At 64.8% G+C, this 17,807-nt stretch carries 13 protein-coding genes; 4 read left to right on the forward strand and 9 right to left on the reverse strand.

The features are described from left to right. The first annotated feature begins 48 nt into the window (after positions 1-48). Positions 49-1,275 carry a bifunctional glutamate N-acetyltransferase/amino-acid acetyltransferase ArgJ gene (gene argJ / locus KRZ98_RS04010; RefSeq protein ID WP_217672325.1) on the forward strand — a complete coding sequence of 409 codons (1,227 nt, stop codon included), beginning with the start codon at positions 49-51 and terminating at the stop codon, positions 1,273-1,275. Then, a complete protein-coding gene (locus KRZ98_RS04015) occupies positions 1,272-2,072 on the forward strand; it encodes an inositol monophosphatase family protein (RefSeq protein WP_217672326.1) in 801 nt (266 codons plus the stop codon). Before argJ ends, KRZ98_RS04015 begins: the two co-directional genes overlap by 4 nt. A 43-nt stretch (positions 2,073-2,115) precedes the next feature. Here KRZ98_RS04015 and trxA read toward each other — a convergent pair whose 3' ends face one another. The 9 genes from trxA to KRZ98_RS04060 form a co-directional block, all read right to left on the reverse strand. Beyond that, a complete protein-coding gene (gene trxA, locus KRZ98_RS04020; protein ID WP_217672327.1) occupies positions 2,116-2,436 on the reverse strand; it encodes a thioredoxin TrxA in 321 nt (106 codons plus the stop codon). 29 nt (positions 2,437-2,465) lie between these two features. After that, positions 2,466-5,897: a double-strand break repair helicase AddA gene (addA, locus tag KRZ98_RS04025; protein ID WP_217672328.1), complete on the reverse strand. Its 3,432-nt coding sequence runs from the start codon at positions 5,895-5,897 to the stop codon at positions 2,466-2,468. Then, positions 5,878-8,844, reverse strand: a complete 2,967-nt coding sequence (gene addB / locus KRZ98_RS04030; protein WP_217672329.1) for a double-strand break repair protein AddB — start codon at positions 8,842-8,844, stop codon at positions 5,878-5,880. The genes addA and addB overlap by 20 nt, the downstream gene beginning before the upstream one ends. Further along, positions 8,837-9,547, reverse strand: a complete 711-nt coding sequence (locus KRZ98_RS04035) for a nucleotidyltransferase family protein (protein WP_217672330.1) — start codon at positions 9,545-9,547, stop codon at positions 8,837-8,839. The genes addB and KRZ98_RS04035 overlap by 8 nt, the downstream gene beginning before the upstream one ends. Next, entirely contained in the window at positions 9,544-10,530 is a 987-nt protein-coding gene (locus KRZ98_RS04040; protein WP_217672331.1) for an aminoglycoside phosphotransferase family protein, read from the reverse strand. The genes KRZ98_RS04035 and KRZ98_RS04040 overlap by 4 nt, the downstream gene beginning before the upstream one ends. Beyond that, on the reverse strand, positions 10,527-10,985 hold the full coding sequence (gene tsaE, locus KRZ98_RS04045) for a tRNA (adenosine(37)-N6)-threonylcarbamoyltransferase complex ATPase subunit type 1 TsaE (RefSeq protein ID WP_217672332.1): 459 nt from the start codon (positions 10,983-10,985) through the stop codon (positions 10,527-10,529). The genes KRZ98_RS04040 and tsaE overlap by 4 nt, the downstream gene beginning before the upstream one ends. Continuing rightward, the gene (locus KRZ98_RS04050; protein ID WP_217672333.1) at positions 10,978-13,323 is read right to left on the reverse strand and encodes a PAS domain-containing sensor histidine kinase; all 2,346 of its coding nucleotides are present in this window, start codon (positions 13,321-13,323) and stop codon (positions 10,978-10,980) included. The genes tsaE and KRZ98_RS04050 overlap by 8 nt, the downstream gene beginning before the upstream one ends. A gap of 166 nt (positions 13,324-13,489) precedes the next feature. Then, positions 13,490-14,908, reverse strand: a complete 1,419-nt coding sequence (ahcY, locus tag KRZ98_RS04055; protein ID WP_217672334.1) for an adenosylhomocysteinase — start codon at positions 14,906-14,908, stop codon at positions 13,490-13,492. A gap of 154 nt (positions 14,909-15,062) precedes the next feature. Further along, positions 15,063-15,623, reverse strand: coding sequence for a YqgE/AlgH family protein (locus KRZ98_RS04060; protein WP_217672435.1), 561 nt, complete (start codon positions 15,621-15,623; stop codon positions 15,063-15,065). Positions 15,624-15,743: 120 nt separating this feature from the next. Between KRZ98_RS04060 and KRZ98_RS04065 the strand changes: the two genes are divergently transcribed. Both KRZ98_RS04065 and KRZ98_RS04070 read left to right on the forward strand, forming a co-directional pair. Then, positions 15,744-16,226, forward strand: a complete 483-nt coding sequence (locus KRZ98_RS04065) for a peroxiredoxin (RefSeq protein ID WP_217672335.1) — start codon at positions 15,744-15,746, stop codon at positions 16,224-16,226. Positions 16,227-16,299: 73 nt separating this feature from the next. After that, positions 16,300-17,754, forward strand: coding sequence for an AMP nucleosidase (locus KRZ98_RS04070; protein ID WP_217672336.1), 1,455 nt, complete (start codon positions 16,300-16,302; stop codon positions 17,752-17,754). Positions 17,755-17,807 lie beyond the last annotated feature (53 nt).

Consider the following 17,807-nt stretch of genomic DNA (forward strand, 5'->3'; position numbering starts at 1 on the left):
CCGGCGAACCAGATTGACGTCTATGGGGATTTCCATCATTCCGCGCCCATGAGCAAGCCCTCCCCCCTCGCCCCCGCCGCCTTCCCGGTCCTGCCCTCGATTGCCGGCGTGACCCTCCGCCGCGCGCGCGCCGGATATAAGGCGTGGGAGCGGTGCGACCTTACCTATGTCGAACTCGATGTCGTCACAGCGGTCGCTGGCGTGACTACGCAGAGCAAATGCCCCTCCCCCGAAGTCGAATGGTGCCGCGACGCCGTTCCGCTGGGATCGGCGCGGGCACTGGTGGTCAATGCGGGCAATGCCAACGCCTTTACCGGCCATCGTGGCCGCGCGGCGGTGGAGGCGATCGCAGCCAAGGTCGCCAATCACCTTGACTGCCTGCCGTCGGACATTTTCATCTCCTCGACCGGGGTGATCGGTGTGCCGCTGCCGATCGACAAGGCCGAAGCTGGCCTTGAAGCCGCGTTTGCCGCAGCGCCCTGTAGCTGGGAGGATGCCGCCAACAGCATCGGCACGACCGACACTTTCGCCAAGGGAGCGCATGTCTCCGCGATGATCGGCGCGACGCGGGTCGATCTGGTCGGCATCATCAAGGGATCGGGCATGATCGCGCCGGACATGGCGACGATGCTGGGCTATATCTTCACTGATGCCGCGATCGATCCTGCGCTGCTGCAATCCATGCTGTCGTCCGCCAACAAGCGGACATTCTCCTGCATCACGGTCGATAGCGACACCTCCACCAGCGACACGGTGCTGGCCTTCGCGACCGGCAAGGCGGGCAATGCGCCGCTCAATAGCATGGACGATGCCGGCGCGGATGCCTTTGCCGCTGCGCTGGCGGACCTCTGCCGCCAACTCGCCCATCTGGTCGTGCGCGATGGGGAAGGCGCGACTAAGTTCGTGGAGATCAGCGTCGAAGGCGCGACCAGCGACGAGAGTGCGCATCGCATCGCCCTGTCGATCGCCAATTCGCCCCTGGTCAAGACCGCCATCGCGGGCGAGGACGCCAATTGGGGCCGAGTCGTGGCCGCCATCGGCAAGGCGGGCGAACCGGCTGATCGCGACCTGCTATCGATCCGCTTCGGCGCGACCCAGGTGGCGACTGGCGGTCTGGCGGTCGAAGGCTATGACGAAGCCCCCGTTGCCGCCCATCTTAAAGGCCAGGACATCGTCATCGGCGTCGATCTGGGCCTGGGCGAAGGGCGCGCGACCGTGTGGACCTGCGACCTCACCCACGGCTATATCTCGATCAACGCGGACTATCGCAGTTGATGCTGGCCCTGCACGCCCCGGTCGTCGCGCTGATGCGGGACGTCGCCCGCGACATCGTGATGCCGCGCTACCAGAATCTGGCCAGTAGCGAGATCAGTGCCAAGGCGGATGCCGACGATCTGGTCACCATCGCCGACAAGGAAAGCGAAATCAGGCTGGCCGAAGGACTGGCCGCGATCCTGCCCGAAGCTGGTATCATCGGCGAGGAAGCCTGCGCAGCCGATCCGTCGATACTGGATCGCGCGGGCGACGGCCTCAACTGGATCATCGACCCGATCGACGGCACCGGCAATTTCGCCGCTGGCAGGCCGCCCTTCGGCATCATGATCGCGCTGGCGGACGCCGGGACGACGCTGGCAGGCTGGATTCTCGATCCGATCAGCGGGCGGCTGTGCCACGCCATGTTGGGCGGTGGCAGTCACATCAATGATGAACGGGTAGAGGCGTGCGAAAGCGGCGGCGACCTGCCGATCGCGGCACTGGCGGTCTATTTCATGAGCGCAGAAGAACGCGCAGACATTGCCCACCGATCGCAGGGCAGGTTCGCGCTGGTCGATATTCCCCGCTGTGCCGCCGAACAATATCCCCGGCTAGTGCTGGGTCAGAATGACGTGTCGGTATTCGCGCGCACCCTGCCCTGGGATCATGCGGCAGGCACATTATTCCTGAACGAAGCAGGCGGCTGCTGCCAGCGGCTCGACGGCACGCCCTATGTCGTGGGCGACACGCGCCGCGGCCTGCTCGGCGCATCCTCGCCGCGCCTGTGGGACAGGGCGGCGGAGATATTGTTTCGCTGATGATCCAGGCTTCATATCCATAATGAAGCCCGGAACGGCCAGATCAGAGAACGCTCTCGATCCAGCTCTTGAGCGCGCTCTTGGGTGCTGCGCCGACCTTCGTGGCGGCTGGTTCGCCATTTTTGAACAGGATCATCGTCGGAATGCCGCGCACGCCATATTGACCGGGCGCGTCGGGATTTTCGTCGATATTGACCTTGGCGATCGTTACCTTCTCACCCAGTTCGTCGGAGATTTCCTCCAGTGCCGGGCCGATCATCTTGCACGGGCCGCACCATTCGGCCCAGAAATCGACGAGCACGGGCTTGTCGGAATCGATCACGTCAGCCTTGAAGCTGCTGTCGGTAACTGCCTTGGTGGCCATGTTGAAGTCTCCTTGTCTTGAGGCGCTATCTAGGGTGTCGTGGCATCGCGCTCAACGGGTGAGCGCGGCAAATTCTCCTGCGCGGGCGCAAAGCCCGGCTTGTGCGCTGCCAGCAGCGCGGGCGGCAAGATGATGAGGCGCGGTGCGCTGGTGTAGAGCAGCCCCGCTTTGATCGTCCGGTCGGGGAAGATCACCGCCAGCGCGGCGGCATAAGCGGCCATCTGCCGGACATGCGCGGTCGGCACATCGTCCACGCCCAGCGGCGCAACCCTGCCGGTCTTGAAATCGACCAGCTGGATGCGGTCCGGCCCGACGCACAATCGATCCACCGTGCCAGCGATCACCGCTTCGCCGACCACCGCCGCGATCGGCGCTTCGGCCAGCGCATCGGGGCTGAACAGGTCGGCAAAGTCCGGTGCTTCAATAACACGGAGCGCTTGCGCAATCACATCCTGCCGGACGGCCGCGTCCTCCGCCCCCTGCTGCACCAGCCAGCGATCCGCAGCGTCGCGACGGCGCTCAGGCTCGACGCTGGGCAGTCGCTCGAACAGGGCGTGGAGCCACCGCCCCCGCTCCGCCGCTGCGCGCATCGCCGGGGTCGGCGGCGGGTAAGGCACATCATCCTCGACTGGCGCGGAAGGGGCCAGCGGACGCGGTGGACGCGCCTCGACCGGGGCGGGCTGGCGCAGCCAGTCTGGCATGTCCGCCGCCGTGCGTTCCTTTGCGGCTTCCGGCTCCGCCTTCCTGGTCGGCAAATCCTCGGTCCCGCGCCAGCGCCGCGAAGCGCCCCACAGGGGATCAGCCTGCCATTCCGCGCCGAGCGACACCATCGCCCCCTCGACCGCCGCGAACCAGCTTTCAGGCTTCACCTCGCCCTTAGCCCGTGGTCCCAGCGATCCGGCGACGATCAATTTTTCCTCCGCGCGGGTCAGGGCGACATAGAGCAGCCGCCAATGCTCCTCACGCTCGACCGCGGCGGCCTGTTCGGCCACATCGCCAATCGGTCCCTGCCGCTCCGGCTTGCGCGGGGGCAGGATCGGCAGGCCGTTCCACAGCAGCGAATCCGCGCGATTGCCTGCATCGGGATCGAGGCAGGCGTCGGCCAATATGACGATCGGCGCCTGCAACCCTTTGGCCCCATGCACCGTCAGCAGGCGTAGCATATCGCCCTGCGCCGCCGCATCGCGGACTATGTCGACTTCGCCCCGGTCGAACCAGTCGATGAAGCGCTGGAGCGAGGGATGATCGTCACTCTCGAACGCCAGCGCGGCGTTCAGCAATTCCTCGATCGGATCAACCGCTTCCGCCCCCAATCGCTCGATCAGGCGACGGCGGCCATCCATCGGCCCGGACAGGATCGCCTCCAGATAGCGATAGGGCGTGGTGAAATCCGCTACTGCCAGCAGATCACGCAGGGGCCGCAACGTCGCATCGTCCAGCGTCTGATTGAGGTGCCGCCACAGCCCGGTCTTGCGCCCGATCAGCCGGTGCATCAGCTCATTCTGGGTCCAGCCGATCAAGGGCGACACCAGCAGCGACGCCATGTTCAACTCATCGTCGGGTTGTACCGCAAAGCGCAGCGCCGCCAGCAGATCACGCACCGCCAGCGGTGCATTGAGCCGCAGCCGGTCGATCCCCGCGACCGCCACCTTCTCCTCATAAAGCCGCGCCACGATCAGCCGCGCCAGTTCGCTGCGGCGGCGGACCAGGATCATGATGTCCCCTGCCCGCACCGGCCGCCCCCGGCTTTCCAGCATCACGCCATCGTCGATCCACTGTTTGATCTGCTGCGCGATCTTCTGCGCCAGCACCCGCTCCTGATCGGCGGCCCAATCCTCCTCACCCTCGGCCTCGTCGGACAGGTTGGCCACGACCGGCTTCCACAACATCACCTCGCCCGGATGCCGGTTGGCGCTAATATGATGGACGTCGCCCGCGACCATCCCCAGCTTCTCAACCGTCAACGTCGCGATCGTGCGGTCCACCACGTCGAGGACAGCGGGAGTGGAACGGAAACTCTGATCGAGCGACAAATCGTAGAATGGATGATCTGCTTCGTCTGCGTAGCGCGAGAAGGCTTTTTGAGCAGCGCGAAATTCAATGGGGCTGGTTCCCTGAAAGCCGAATATCGCCTGTTTGAAATCTCCAACCGCAAATACCGTCCGAACCTTGTTGCCTTTCGCGCCCTCGCCCGCGAAAAACTCGGACGCCAGTGCTCCAACAATCTGCCATTGCCGAACATTAGTATCCTGCGCTTCATCGACCAAAATATGGTCGATCTGCTGGTCAAGCTTATAGCGTATCCACTCTGCAATCCCTTCTTTTTGCAGCAGCGCGGCGGCACGACCAATCAGATCGTCGAAATCCACCGCGCCCGCGAGCCGCTTGGCCTGCGCATAGGCCCGCGCATAGGCACGCCCAGCATGGAGCGCCTGCCCCAGCAGCGCGACATAATCGGCGCGCAGCTTCATCGCGATCAGTTCGCCGCAATGGTCATACAGCCGTGTCGCCATCTCGGCATAGCTATCGACTGGCGGCACCCACCCCTTGGTCAGCATGATGTCGCCGTCCGCCTTGGCCCAGGCGCGATGCAGGTCGGTCAGGGTGGCAGCGCGTCCGGCCGGATCGAGCGCACGCCACGCTGCGATCCGGTCGCAGCGCTCCAGCCCACGACCCTTGCCCCACTGCACATTGGCCTGCACGATCCGATCCAGCGTTCGCATGTCGAACATAGCGTCGCTGCACTGATCGGCCAGCCACTGGTCGATGTCGCCATCCGGCAATCCCAGTTCCGCCATGATCCAAGGCGTAATCGCATCCGGCAGTGCGTCGAGCGCCTCTACCCTGGCGGCGCAGCGCAGAAGATAGCTCTCCGCCCCGCCCTCGCCCGACCGCAGGCTGATCGCCTGCAACGCCGCGAACAGCGCTTCGTCGCCCGTCTCATGCGCCCGCACGACCATGTCGGCCAGCGTCTGCCGGGCAAGGTTGCTCTGCTCCCGCTGGTCGAGCGGGCTGAAACCGGGCGTCAGGTCCGCCTCCAGCGGGAAGGCGGTCAGCAATTGCTGGCAAAAACCATGGATCGTCTGGATGCGCAGCCCACCGCCGGTCGATTCCAGCACTTCGGCAAACAGCCGCCGGGCAAAGTCACGCGCATCCGGCCCGGACTCCTCGCCCAGCGCCTCCAGATCAGCAAACAGCCCCTTGTCATCCATCTGCACCCAGGCGGCGAGCCGATCGTGGATACGATCGGCCATTTCCGCCGCGCCCGCCTTGGTAAAGGTCAGGCACAATATATTCTCCGGCCGCACCCCTTGCAGCAGCAGGCGAAACACCCGCGCGGTCAGCACATGGGTCTTGCCCGTGCCTGCCGAAGCCGACAGCCAGACATGCGCGTCGGGCGCAGCAGCACGGGCCTGATTGCCCAGCAAGGGTTGCAGCCCCTTAGCCATCGTCGCGGCCATACCATTCCTCCAGCCGCATCAACTGGTCATAATCGCCATAATTGGCGACTTCGGGGTTGATCTCCGCACGGAAGGGCGTGGTGCCGAGCAGGAAGGCCTGCGCCAGCTCCTCGAACTGCGCATAGACGTCCATGGTGAAATCGGCGGTGACGATCTTGCGCTTGCCCAGTGGATCGACCGGGCTTTCGCGATAGCCAAACTGGTCGCCCTTCTTGGCCAGCGACCAATATTCAAAGCCACCGGCGACCTTCTGGCCATCAATCCCCTCAAACCCGCCATGTTCGGCGATCACGCCCAACAGGCCGAGTTGCAGCGCAAAGCCCGCCTTCACCTGCTGCGCACTGGGGGGCTTGCCGGTCTTGTAATCGATAATGCCCAAAGTGCCGTCGGGCAGTCGGTCGATCCGGTCGGCCTTGCCCATAAGCGTGACGTCGGCAATCTCCGCCCGCCCTTCCTTCTCGACCGCCAGGATCGTGCGCCCTTCCGCCTTGTCCCGCACGACTTCCGCCGCAATCCAGCGGATCGCCTCGATCAGGCGCGGTTGCCACAGCGCGCGCAGGAGCGGATGGACTTCGGGCCGGTCGAACATGGCGCGGGCGCGCGCTTCCAGATCGGCGGGGTCCAACGTTCCCGCCTCCGCCCAATGCTGGAGAATGTCATGCACCGCCGTCCCGCGCCAGGCTGGCCCGGCATCGGCATCGACCGGATCGAGCCGCGCCAGCCGCAGTACCCGCCGGGCATAGAAAGCGTAAGGGTCGGCCTTCAACCGGTCGACATCGGTGACGGGAATGACGGTCGGGCGGGCGGAAACCGGTGGCGCGGGCGCGGGGCGACCGACGGGATTATGCGTAGCAGGCGTGTCCAGCCCGCGCGCCAGTGCGGCATAGCGATCCGCAACCTTCCATTGCGGCCCCGCCATCGCCTTCAATCGCAGCCACAGCCGCGACGCCACCGCGGGTCCACCGCTGCCCCGCCGCGCACGGGTGATCAGCACATGCGGCGCGCCCAGTGCACTGGCGAAATCATGCGCGGCAAGGCCGATGCGCGTCTCAACCCCCGGCAAGCCCAGTTCGCGCCGAATACGCGGCGCCAGCCATGGATCGGGCGCGGGCAGGCCTGGCCAGGTGCCTTCGTTGAGGCCGCCCAATATCATCAGGTCCGCCTGCACCAGTCGCGCTTCGATCAAGCCCAGTATCGCGATGCGCGGATGCCCGCCCTGCGGCGGACGCACCGAAACCCCGCCCAGCATATGGTCGAGCAACACCGGCAGCGCGCGAACATCCGCCTGACGCGGCCCTTCGTCGGCGGCAGCCTCCATTTCGGCGAACAGATCAGCGGCGGCATGGCCCTGATGCCCGGCCCAGACGGCATCCCCCGTCAGCACACCTGCCTGCTCGCGGATCGCAGCCAGTTGCCCGGCCAGATCGGTGGTGACTGCAAAGGCCTGTTCTAGCGGTTCCAACAGAGCGCGCGCGGCGGGCCACCAGTCGCGCACCTGATCGCGCAGGACACGCTGCCGGTCATCGTCACGCGCAACCATCAGCATATCGATGCCCACCAGTCCCGCTTGCGGCCTTGGTCCCCGCAACAGCAGGTCGAGCGCCCGCACCCCGTCCAGCCAGGCCAGCCGCCTCTCGCCGCGCATCACCAGCGGATGCTTGAGCAATGTCAGCAACGGCACCGGCGCGAACCGTTCCGCCACCGCCTGCGCCATGGCGATCAGCAAGGTGCCGGGCGGTAGGCGCGATAGCGGCAGGCCCGCCGAATCGTCCGCTTCAATCCCCCAGCGTTTCAGATGCGCCGACACCCGCGTCGCCAGTTGCCGGTCGGGCGTCACCAGCGCGGCGGTGCGTTTCTCCGTCTCCAGCGCCTCGCGCAGCGCGATGGCGATCGCCTGCGCCTCCTCGCCCGGCGTCGCCACTTCCAGCGCCGCGACACCAGCCAGCGACCGATCCGCCGTCTTGAGATCACGCCACCGGCTAGTGAGCTTGGGCGGCAGCATGGCGTTGGAGATATTGCGCCCACGGACCGCCCGCGCATCATGTTCGCTGCCCCAGCGCCATTGCGCGACATCGTCGCGGGTCGCGCTCATGGCGTGGAACAGGCGTTTCAGCGCATATTGCGGATGGCTTTCATGACCAGCGGGGGCATGGCCAGTGACCGGATCGGGATCGAACGGACCAATCGCCTCCCAAGCCTCATCGTCCATATGCTGGTCCAGCCCGGCAAACACGACCATGCCGCCGGGCATCTCACCAATGCGCCGCAGCAGCCCGGCAACCGCCGGGGCAGTCGTGGAAATGCCCGCCGCTACCACAAAACTCATCGGCGGATGGTCCCGCCAGCGCGCCGCCAGCCGGTCGAACAGACGGTTGCGCCGCTCGGTCAGGTCCATGCAGCCCAGCCGCGCCAGTTCGTCCGGCCAGCGGGCGATGACTATCTCGAACAGATGCAGCGAAGTCTGCCAGTGCCGCGACAGTTCATCGGACAAAGTAAGGTCGCGCAAGGCCGTCACCGGCACACGCTCTACCTGCATCTGGTCCAGCACCGCGCCCAGCGCCTGCCCCAGTTGCAGCGCTTGGCCCGCGTCAATGTCGCCCTTCACTTGCTGTACCATCCGCGCCAGGATCATCTGCCGCCGCATCGGCGCAATCGCGGGGGGCAGTGCCTCCCCTTCCCCCAGCGGGTCGAGCGCGCTGCCGACCTGCTCGCCAATGTCCGGGTCGCCGATCGCCACCAGCCGGGGCAACAACAACCCACCCCCCGACGCCCGCACAAACGCATCGCTGACCGCCCGCACCGCGCGGTTGCTCGGCAACAGGATCATGCCCTGCGTCAGCGCCATCGGATCGCCGCCATGGCGCGCCAACAGGCCAGCAACCAGCGCATCGGAAAAGGCGCGATGCGCCGGAATGGAAAATAGCGCGGGGCGCCCGCGATCACCCATGGGTGATCATGGATTCCACGACGGGGATGGCTTTGGGCGTGCCGACATCGAACCACAGCCCCTGATGCGAAACGCCGTAGAGCCGCCCCGCCTCGATCGCCCGGTTCCAGAAAATATTGGTCGAAAACATGTCAGCGGGTGGATCGCGCAACAGGGAGGGCGACAATATCTGCACCCCAGTAAAAACGAAGGGCGCGACATGGGCGGTCTTGCGCCGGGTCAGGCGGCCCCCGGCATCCATATGGAAATCGCCCGGCCCGCTATGGCAATGGGCGCGGGCCAGCGGCACCAGCAGCAGCAGCGCATCCATCTTATCAGGGTTCCAGATGCGCTGCATCATGCCCAAAGTTTCCTGCGGACCGTCGATCCACAGATTGTCGCTATTGGCGCAAAAGAAGGGCTTGTCCCCTAGCAATGGCGCCGCGTGGATCAGGCCACCACCGGTCTCCAGCAGTTTGGCGCGCTCGTCGGATATGACGAATTCCATACCGCCCTTGCGCGTGCGCAAATGCGCCTCAACCGTATCGGCGAGATAATGGACATTGACCACCACCTTGCGGATGCCGCCCGCTTCCAGCCGGTCGAGCGCATGGTCCATCAGCGGCTTGCCCGCCACCTTGACCAGCGGCTTGGGCCGGGTCGCGGTCAGCGGACGCATCCGCTTGCCAAGGCCTGCCGCCATCAACATCGCCGTATCGATCATGCCAGTGCATGGTCCGCCAGCGCGTCATGGCGCTGGTTTGCGGGAATATTGGCGGCGAACCAGTCTGCGACCGGGGTCAACGCTGGGTGCGCCAGGTCGCGCTCCAGCAAACCCCACATGCGCGGCAGGAAGCTTAAATAGCGCGGCTTGCCGTCGCGCTGCCACAGTCGGGTGAAGATGCCGATGATCTTGGCGTTCCGCTGCGCCCCCAGCACCGCATAGGCCGCGTCGAAATCATCGGGCGGCGCAGCGATTGCCTTGTAACGCGCCAGCATCGCCGCCTCGACCTGCGGCGGCACGTCGCGCCGCGCGTCCTGCAACAGCGACACCAGATCATAAGCGGGATGCCCGGCCAGCGCGTCCTGAAAATCGAGCAGGCCCAGGCCGTGAGACGTCGCCCGGTCGATCAGCATGATATTTTCCGCATGATAGTCGCGCAGCACGGTGACGGTCGGGCTGGCGGACTGTTCGACGACCGGCAGCACCGCGTCCCACGCCGCGACATAGGCGTCCTGATCGACCGACAGCCCGATGGCGGGGCAATACCACTCGGTCAGCAGCCCGACTTCGCGTTGATAGACTGCCCGGTCATAAGGCGGCACTGGCGCGGCGGGCAGCCGGTGGAGATCGGCCAGCAGATCGATGGCGCGGCCATAGACCGCCAACTCCGCGTCCGGCTGATCGTCCACATGCTCCTTGACCCGCAGGTCGCCGAAGTCCTCGATCAGCACCAGCCCCTGTTCCAGATCGCGTGCCAATATCCGTGGCGCGGCAAAGCCATCCTGAAGCAGATGTTCGGCGATCGTGATGAACGGGCGCGGGTCTTCATGTGGCGGCGGCGCGTCCATCAATACAGCGCGACGGCCGCCGTCGATGACGCGGAAATAGCGGCGGAACGAAGCGTCCCCGGCCAGCGGCACGATGGCGGCATCGCCCCATCCGGCTTGGCCAAGGAATGCGGGCGCGGCGGCGGGGGGGATCATATCTGTGACCATCGATCCGTCCAAGCGTCGGGCACGTCCGCTGTCAAGCGCCGAGCGCCATCCGCCTCGATTGCGATGGTCAAACGCAACGCATGGGGCCATAGCCGCGACCCCAGCCGGTCGGGCCATTCGATGATGAGAAGGCTGTCCATCAGATAGTCGCCCAGCGCCAGTTCCTCCGTATCCTCCGGCGTGTCGAGCCGATAGAGATCGACATGCGCGACCGGCAGCCGCACTTCGGGCACGTCATAGGGCTGGACAATGGCGAAGCTGGGACTGGGCGCTTCGCCCGCTAGCCCCAATGCCTCCAACATGCCGCGCGCCAGCGTCGTTTTCCCTGCGCCAAGCCCGCCTTCCAGCGCAATGACATCGCCGATTCGCACATGGGCGGCGATGCGGTGGCCCAAATCGAGCATCGCCGTTTCATCTGCCAGATAAACCACTGCCTCAGCCACGGGGCAGCTCGATTACCACCATCGTCCCCTGCCCCGCCTGCGATACCAGCTCCAGCGTCCCGCCATGCGCCTGTGCCAGTTGGCGAGCCAGCGGCAGGCCGATCCCGGCCTTGCCTCCCGTGCGCGCCTGTCCGGCGCGGGCGGCGGGATCGAACAGCAGCTTTTGCTGCTTGGCGGAAATTCCCGGTCCATTGTCGGAAATGACGATCCGCGCACGATCCGTCCCGCCATCGCCATGCAACAGCACCCGCGCGCTCTTGCCGCAATAACGCACCGCATTTTCGAGCAAATGATCGATCGCCTGCCCGATCCGGTGGGCATCCCCCTGCACCTGACCCAAGCTGGCCTCTATCGTCACCGCCAGATCGATCCCTTTAGCTCTGGCATCGGCGCGGACGCGATCTGCGCTGGCGCGCGCAATGGCCGCCAGATCGACCGGCGCGCGATCGATCGGCAATGTTCCGGCCTCGCCCTGTGTCAGGTCCAGCACATTGTCGATCAGCATCGACAGCCGCCCCGTGCTTTGCAGGATGCCGTCCACATACTCCTTCGCCGATGCGCTCAATTCCCCGGCATAGCCCGCGCTCATCATCTCGGCGAACCCGGCGATCGTCGTCAGCGGGGTGCGCAGTTCATAGCTCATATTGGTGACGAAGGCGGTCTTGACCTCATCGGCCTGTTCCAGCGCCACGTTGCGGTCGCGCAGCACCTGTTCGACACGGCGGCTGTCAGTTACGTCGAGCATGGTGAAAAGCGCGTTGCCATCGGGCAGCGGGATGGCGGCAAATTCAAAAATTCGTCCGTCGGCAAAACCGACATGGCCGATCCGCTGCTTGCGCTCGACCGTCGCGGCGCGGACCAGTTCGCGCACCAGATTGGACTGTTGCGGCTTGGCCAGACGTTCCTGGACCGCGCGCATCAGATCATCGATCCGCGGATGGGTCGCCAGCATTTCCTCATCCGCGCCCCAGACGGTGCGGAAACGGCTGTTCCACATCTGGAGGCGACCGTCGGACGAAAAAACGCCAATCGATTCGAACAGATTGTCGAACGTCGCCGTCCGCACCCGCAGCAGCGTGTCGCGCGCGCTCGACAGTTGCACCTGCTCGGTGCGATCCTCAAAGATCAGCAGCAGGCCACCATCGGGCAGCGGCTGGGCATAGACGCGCAAATGGGTGCCGTCCTGCAAAAGCCAGTTTTCCTCGACCGGATCGGGCGACAGGAACCAGTCGCGCCGTTCCCCGCGCCAGGCGGGAAAGTCGCGATGTTCGGGCAGGCGGCGGGCGTCGCGCATCTGGTCCAGCACCCGCTCGAACAGGGGCGCGTCGGCCAATTGCTCCTGATGCAGGCCGAACAGGCTGATGAAGGGCTGGTTCCAGAAGCGCAGCGCCCGGTCGGGACCAAAGCGCGCAACGCCGGCCGACAGCCGATCCAGCAAATCGCGCTGCGCCGCCTCCAGACGGCGATGCTCGACCCGCGCCTGTTCCAGCTCATGTTGATCGACCGCATAGCCCGCCACACCGGCCTCGCCCAGCGGCACATCGACCACGCGCATGGTGCGCCGTTCGCCGTCAATGGTAGCCGGGACCATGCGCTCGACCGGTTCGCCCCGCGTCAGCGCATCGGCGGCGGCGGCTTGCGGGGTCAGTCCGCTCACCGCCTCGACCAGTTCCACGCCGCTGCCAATCACTTCCCGCGCATCGGCGCCGTCCACCGCGCGAACATAGGCGCTGTTGACCAGGCTGAGGCGCAGGTCGGGCGTGCGGTGCCACATCGGAAAGGGCGCAGCTTCGACAAGGCCAGCCAGTGCCTCCAGCGCATCGCGCAACTGATCCACTTGACTCTTGAGTGCCTGAATTTCGGACTGGCTGTCGGTCGCGTCGAAAATCCATAGCACGACGCCGCCATTGGACGCCAAGCCCGGCGCGGCAGGCGCACCACGGACCAGCAGCAGACGCGACGACCCGACGCCGCGCACCGGCAGGGCAAAGCTCTTGCCCGCTTTCTGTGCCGACGCGATCTCGCGTGCCAGCGCGGCGGCATCGTCGGGTTCCAGCCCGCCGTCAGCGGCAGTCAGTTCCGAGGCAAAGGTTGGGACGCGGGGCTTGCCCAGCCATTTGGCGAGGCGATCGGCGGCTTCCAACCTGCCGTCGGGGTGAATGACCACGGGCGCAGCAGGCGCTGAAGCTAGCAACATAGCAAGGCGGTCCAGCTTGCCCTGCGCCTGCATCCCTTCGCGCCGCATCCGCTGGCCAGTAGCGAGCGCCCACACGGCACCCCCCAGCCATAGGGCCAGCACGATACCCAATATGATGGCGGCCATGGGGGTCAGAGTCATTGCGCCCTCTGCTCCCATTTCGGCCGAACCTGCCTGTCGCTATCCATAATCGCACCGGGACTAACGCAAGTCGGGCGCAGCGGGAAGAAGGCGATGCAAAGAATTGCCCCGATTGACCAAAGGCAATGAAAAAGGGGGAAGGCATCGCCCTCCCCCTTTTGTTTGATCAGTAGCGGTAATGATCGGGCTTGAACGGCCCTTCGACCGGCACGCCGATATAGTCAGCCTGCTTCTGGCTCAGCTTGGTGAGCTTCACGCCCAGCTTTTCCAGATGCAGTTCGGCGACCTTCTCGTCCAGATGCTTGGGCAGGACATAGACTTCGTTCTTATACTGCTCGCTCTTGGTCCACAGTTCGATCTGCGCCAGCGTCTGGTTGGTGAAGCTGGCCGACATGACGAAGCTGGGGTGGCCGGTGGCATTGCCCAGATTGACCAGACGGCCCTTCGACAGGACGATGATCTTCTTGCCGTCGGGGAACTCAACTTCGTCCACCTGCGGCTTGATCTCGGTCCATTTGAAATTCTGGAGGCCCGCAATCTCGATCTCACTGTCGAAATGGCCGATATTGGACACGATCGCCATATTCTTCATCGCGCGCATATGATCGACGGTCAGCACGCCTTCATTGCCGGTCGCGGTGACGAAGATGTCGGCGCGCGGGGCGGCCTCTTCCATCGTCACGACTTCATAGCCTTCCATCGCCGCCTGCAGAGCGCAGATCGGATCGACTTCGGTCACCAGCACGCGCGCGCCGCCATTGCGGAGCGAAGCGGCCGAGCCTTTGCCGACGTCACCGAAACCAGCGACGCAGGCGACCTTGCCGGCCAGCATCACGTCGGTGCCGCGACGGATCGCGTCGACCAGCGATTCCTTGCAGCCGTACAGGTTGTCAAACTTCGACTTGGTGACGCTGTCGTTCACGTTGATCGCTGGGAAGGGCAGCTTGCCCTTCTTGGCCAGCTCATACAGGCGATGGACGCCGGTGGTCGTTTCTTCCGATACGCCCTTGATGGCGGCGACCGTCTTGGTCAGGAAGCCGGGACGTTCGGCAAGAACGCGCTTCAGCACCGCGCAGAAGATTTCCTCTTCTTCGTTCGACGGGGTGAACAATTCTTCACCGGCCTCGACACGCGCGCCCCACAGCGCGAATATGGTGGCGTCCCCGCCATCGTCCAGGATCATGTTGCACACGCCCGACGGATCATTGTGCCAGTCGAAGATGCGTTCGACATAGTCCCAATATTCCTGCAGCGTTTCGCCCTTGATCGCGAACACCGGCACGCCCGACGCGGCGATCGCGGCGGCGGCATGGTCTTGCGTCGAATAGATGTTGCACGTCGCCCAGCGGACCTGCGCGCCCAGCGCGGTCAGCGTTTCGATCAGCACGGCGGTCTGGATCGTCATGTGCAGCGACCCGGTGATGCGCGCGCCTTTCAGCGGCTGCGACGGGCCGAATTCCGCGCGCAGGGCCATCAGGCCGGGCATTTCGGTTTCGGCGATATCCATTTCCTTGCGGCCGAAATCGGCCAGGGCGATATCGGCGATCACATAATCCTGCGCCAGGGTGGCGGAAGCGGTGGCCACTGTCGTGTCTCCGTAAACTTGAAATGATGCCTGTACCGCTGGAAAAAAGTCCGGGCGGCGGCGATGGCAAGCGCTTTACCAACCGCCGTCGTCTGTTGCAACTCAATATAAAGATTTCTTTATGTGCTAACACTATTGGCCATCGGAAGCCGCGTCAGGCCGATCCGGCCCCTCGGACCAGATGCGACGCATCAACGCCGGCCGCCGCATAGGATGCGGCCCATTTACGATGAGCCGGGACGTCGAACAGCAAGTCCGCATTGCCCGGTGCCAGGAACCAGCTGTCGCTCGTCATCTCGCGTTCCAGCTGTCCCGGCCCCCATCCGGCATAGCCCAGCGCGACGAGATAGCGGCTCGGCCCCCGCCCCTGTGCAATCGCCTTCAATATGTCGAGCGAGCCGGACAATCCCCATTGCCCGCCGACCTGCACCATGTCCTGACCCGACCAGTCGAGCGAATGGAGAACGAAACCGCGCCGCGGCTCGACCGGACCGCCGCGCAGCACTGGCCTGTCGGGAATTGCGCTGCCATCGATCTCGAAACTGTCGAGCAGACCATGCAGGCTCACCCCCTCCATCTCCTCCCCGACCGCAATGCCCATCGCGCCGTCGGAGTCATGGACGCACAGCGCGATCACGCTATGGTCGAAGCGCAGATCAGCCATGCCGGGAAGCGCCAGCAGAAATTGCCCGCCAAAGAAAGTCGTCTGGTCCATCATCGGAATATAGACAAAGACAGGATGATGCCAAGGATCAGGCGGCATATTCTAGCCCGGCTCTTGACAGTGCGCCTGCCAGCAACGACCTGCGCCATCGTGAGTTTCAGGAGACGACGCATGACCATTGCCAAAGGCGACCGCCTTCCCAGCACGACCTTCACGAAAATGACCGAGGATGGCCCGGAGGCCGTGGCGTCGGACGATTATTTCGCGGGCCGTACGGTCGCGCTGTTTTCCGTTCCGGGTGCCTATACGCCAACCTGTTCTGCCAAGCATCTGCCCGGCTTTATTGACAAGGCCGATGCGCTCAAGGGCAAGGGCGTCGATGAAATCGCCTGCACCGCCGTCAACGACGCTTTCGTCATGGGTGCATGGGGCAAGTCTGCCGGCGCCGATGGCAAGGTAACGATGCTGGCCGATGGCAATGGCGATTTCGCAAAGGCCGTGGGCCTGACCATGGATGGCAGCAAATTCGGCCTGGGCCAGCGCGGCCAGCGCTTCTCGATGATCGTCAAGGACGGTGTCGTCGCCGAACTCAATGTCGAAGCCCCTGGCGACTTCAAGCTGTCGTCGGCCGACCATATGCTGGGCCAGCTCTGATTTCGGGTGTCGGCGCGCGTTTTTGATCGCGCGCCGACTTTCCTCCGTCACGCAACTGCGGTAACAGGGGGCGATGACACAAAGCATCGGCAGCGCCACGGTCGCGCAACTGGACCGCCTCTACCAGACATCCATCGATACATTGCGCGAAGCCATGCGCGCCTATGGCCGCGACGGCAGCATACCGCCGCCGCAAGCACGGCACGACCAGCGTTTCTGCTACCCGGAACTGCGCATCACCTATCATGGGGACAGCGACGCGCCGCCGCCGGGCCGCTCCTTCGCTCGCCTGTCCAAACCCGGCAGTTACGTGACCACGGTTACCCGTCCCGCGATGTTCGCCGATTATCTCGCCGAACAGATCGACCTGCTCGTCCGCGACTATGGGGTGGAGATTGAAACCGGGCTGAGCCAGCAGCAAATCCCCTTCCCTTATGTGCTGGACGGGCTGGACATGGGCGCGCTCGACGGTATCCCGCCGACTGAACTGGCGCGCTACTTCCCCACGACCGAACTCGCCGAGATTGGGGACGAGATTGCAGATGGCCTCTTCATGCCCGATGCGGATGGCGATCGGCCGCTGGCGCTGTTCGATGGATTGCGCACGGACTTTTCGCTCGCGCGCCTTAAACATTATACCGGCACGCCCGCCGATCATGTCCAAAGCTACATATTGTTTACCAACTATCACCGCTATGTAGATGAATTTGTCGCTTGGGCCTGCGCGGAATTGCAGCGGGAGGGGAGCCGTTTCACCGCACTGTCGGGTGCTGGTGGCGTCTATGTCACCCCCGAAACGGCCGATCCGGCGCGGATGATTGCCGACAGCGCCTGGCGCAAGCATCAGATGCCCGCCTATCATCTGATCGCGCCCGACGGCAGCGGTATTACCCTGGTCAATATCGGCGTCGGCCCCTCCAATGCCAAGACGATCTGCGATCATCTCGCTGTCCTGCGGCCCGAAGCCTGGCTGATGATCGGCCATTGCGGCGGGTTGAGGCCCAGTCAGCGGATCGGCGACTATGTGCTCGCGCACGCCTATCTGCGCGATGACAAGGTGCTGGACGCCATGCTGCCGCCCGAAATCCCGGTCCCGGCCATCGCCGAAGTGCAGGTGGCCATGGCGCAGGCGGCAGAAGCCGTATTGGGCGGGCGCGACCCGGAGGATTTCAAGCGCCGCCTGCGCACCGGCACCGTGGTCACCACCGACGATCGCAACTGGGAATTGCGCTATTCCAGTTCCGCCCTGCGCTTCAGCCTGTCGCGCGCCGTCGGGATCGACATGGAATCAGCCACCATCGCGGCGCAGGGCTATCGGTTCCGCGTCCCCTATGGCACATTGCTGTGCGTCTCCGACAAGCCAATCCATGGCGAACTCAAGCTGCCCGGCCAAGCCAATCGCTTCTATGAGGAGGCGATTGCCAGCCATCTGCGCGTCGGCCTCATGACCTGCGAGTTGCTGCGTGAAGGGGGGGCGAAGCTGCACAGCCGCAAGCTGCGCGCGTTCAACGAACCGCCATTCAGATAAGAGGGATTTCGAGTGAAATGGACCATTTCACGACTTGGAAATCCCGGCGAGAA

This window comes from Sphingobium sp. AS12 (assembly GCF_019097845.1).
Lineage (GTDB): Bacteria > Pseudomonadota > Alphaproteobacteria > Sphingomonadales > Sphingomonadaceae > Sphingobium.

Coding starts and splice junctions, on each gene's coding strand:
- KRZ98_RS04050 (WP_217672333.1), bottom strand. CDS start 13,323: ATGACTCTGACCCCCATGGCCGCCATCATATTGGGTATCGTGCTGGCC.
- argJ (WP_217672325.1), top strand. CDS start 49: ATGAGCAAGCCCTCCCCCCTCGCCCCCGCCGCCTTCCCGGTCCTGCCC.
- KRZ98_RS04065 (WP_217672335.1), top strand. CDS start 15,744: ATGACCATTGCCAAAGGCGACCGCCTTCCCAGCACGACCTTCACGAAA.
- trxA (WP_217672327.1), bottom strand. CDS start 2,436: ATGGCCACCAAGGCAGTTACCGACAGCAGCTTCAAGGCTGACGTGATC.
- addB (WP_217672329.1), bottom strand. CDS start 8,844: ATGGGTGATCGCGGGCGCCCCGCGCTATTTTCCATTCCGGCGCATCGC.
- addA (WP_217672328.1), bottom strand. CDS start 5,897: ATGGCCGCGACGATGGCTAAGGGGCTGCAACCCTTGCTGGGCAATCAG.
- KRZ98_RS04035 (WP_217672330.1), bottom strand. CDS start 9,547: ATGATCGATACGGCGATGTTGATGGCGGCAGGCCTTGGCAAGCGGATG.
- KRZ98_RS04040 (WP_217672331.1), bottom strand. CDS start 10,530: ATGATCCCCCCCGCCGCCGCGCCCGCATTCCTTGGCCAAGCCGGATGG.
- KRZ98_RS04060 (WP_217672435.1), bottom strand. CDS start 15,623: ATGGACCAGACGACTTTCTTTGGCGGGCAATTTCTGCTGGCGCTTCCC.
- KRZ98_RS04070 (WP_217672336.1), top strand. CDS start 16,300: ATGACACAAAGCATCGGCAGCGCCACGGTCGCGCAACTGGACCGCCTC.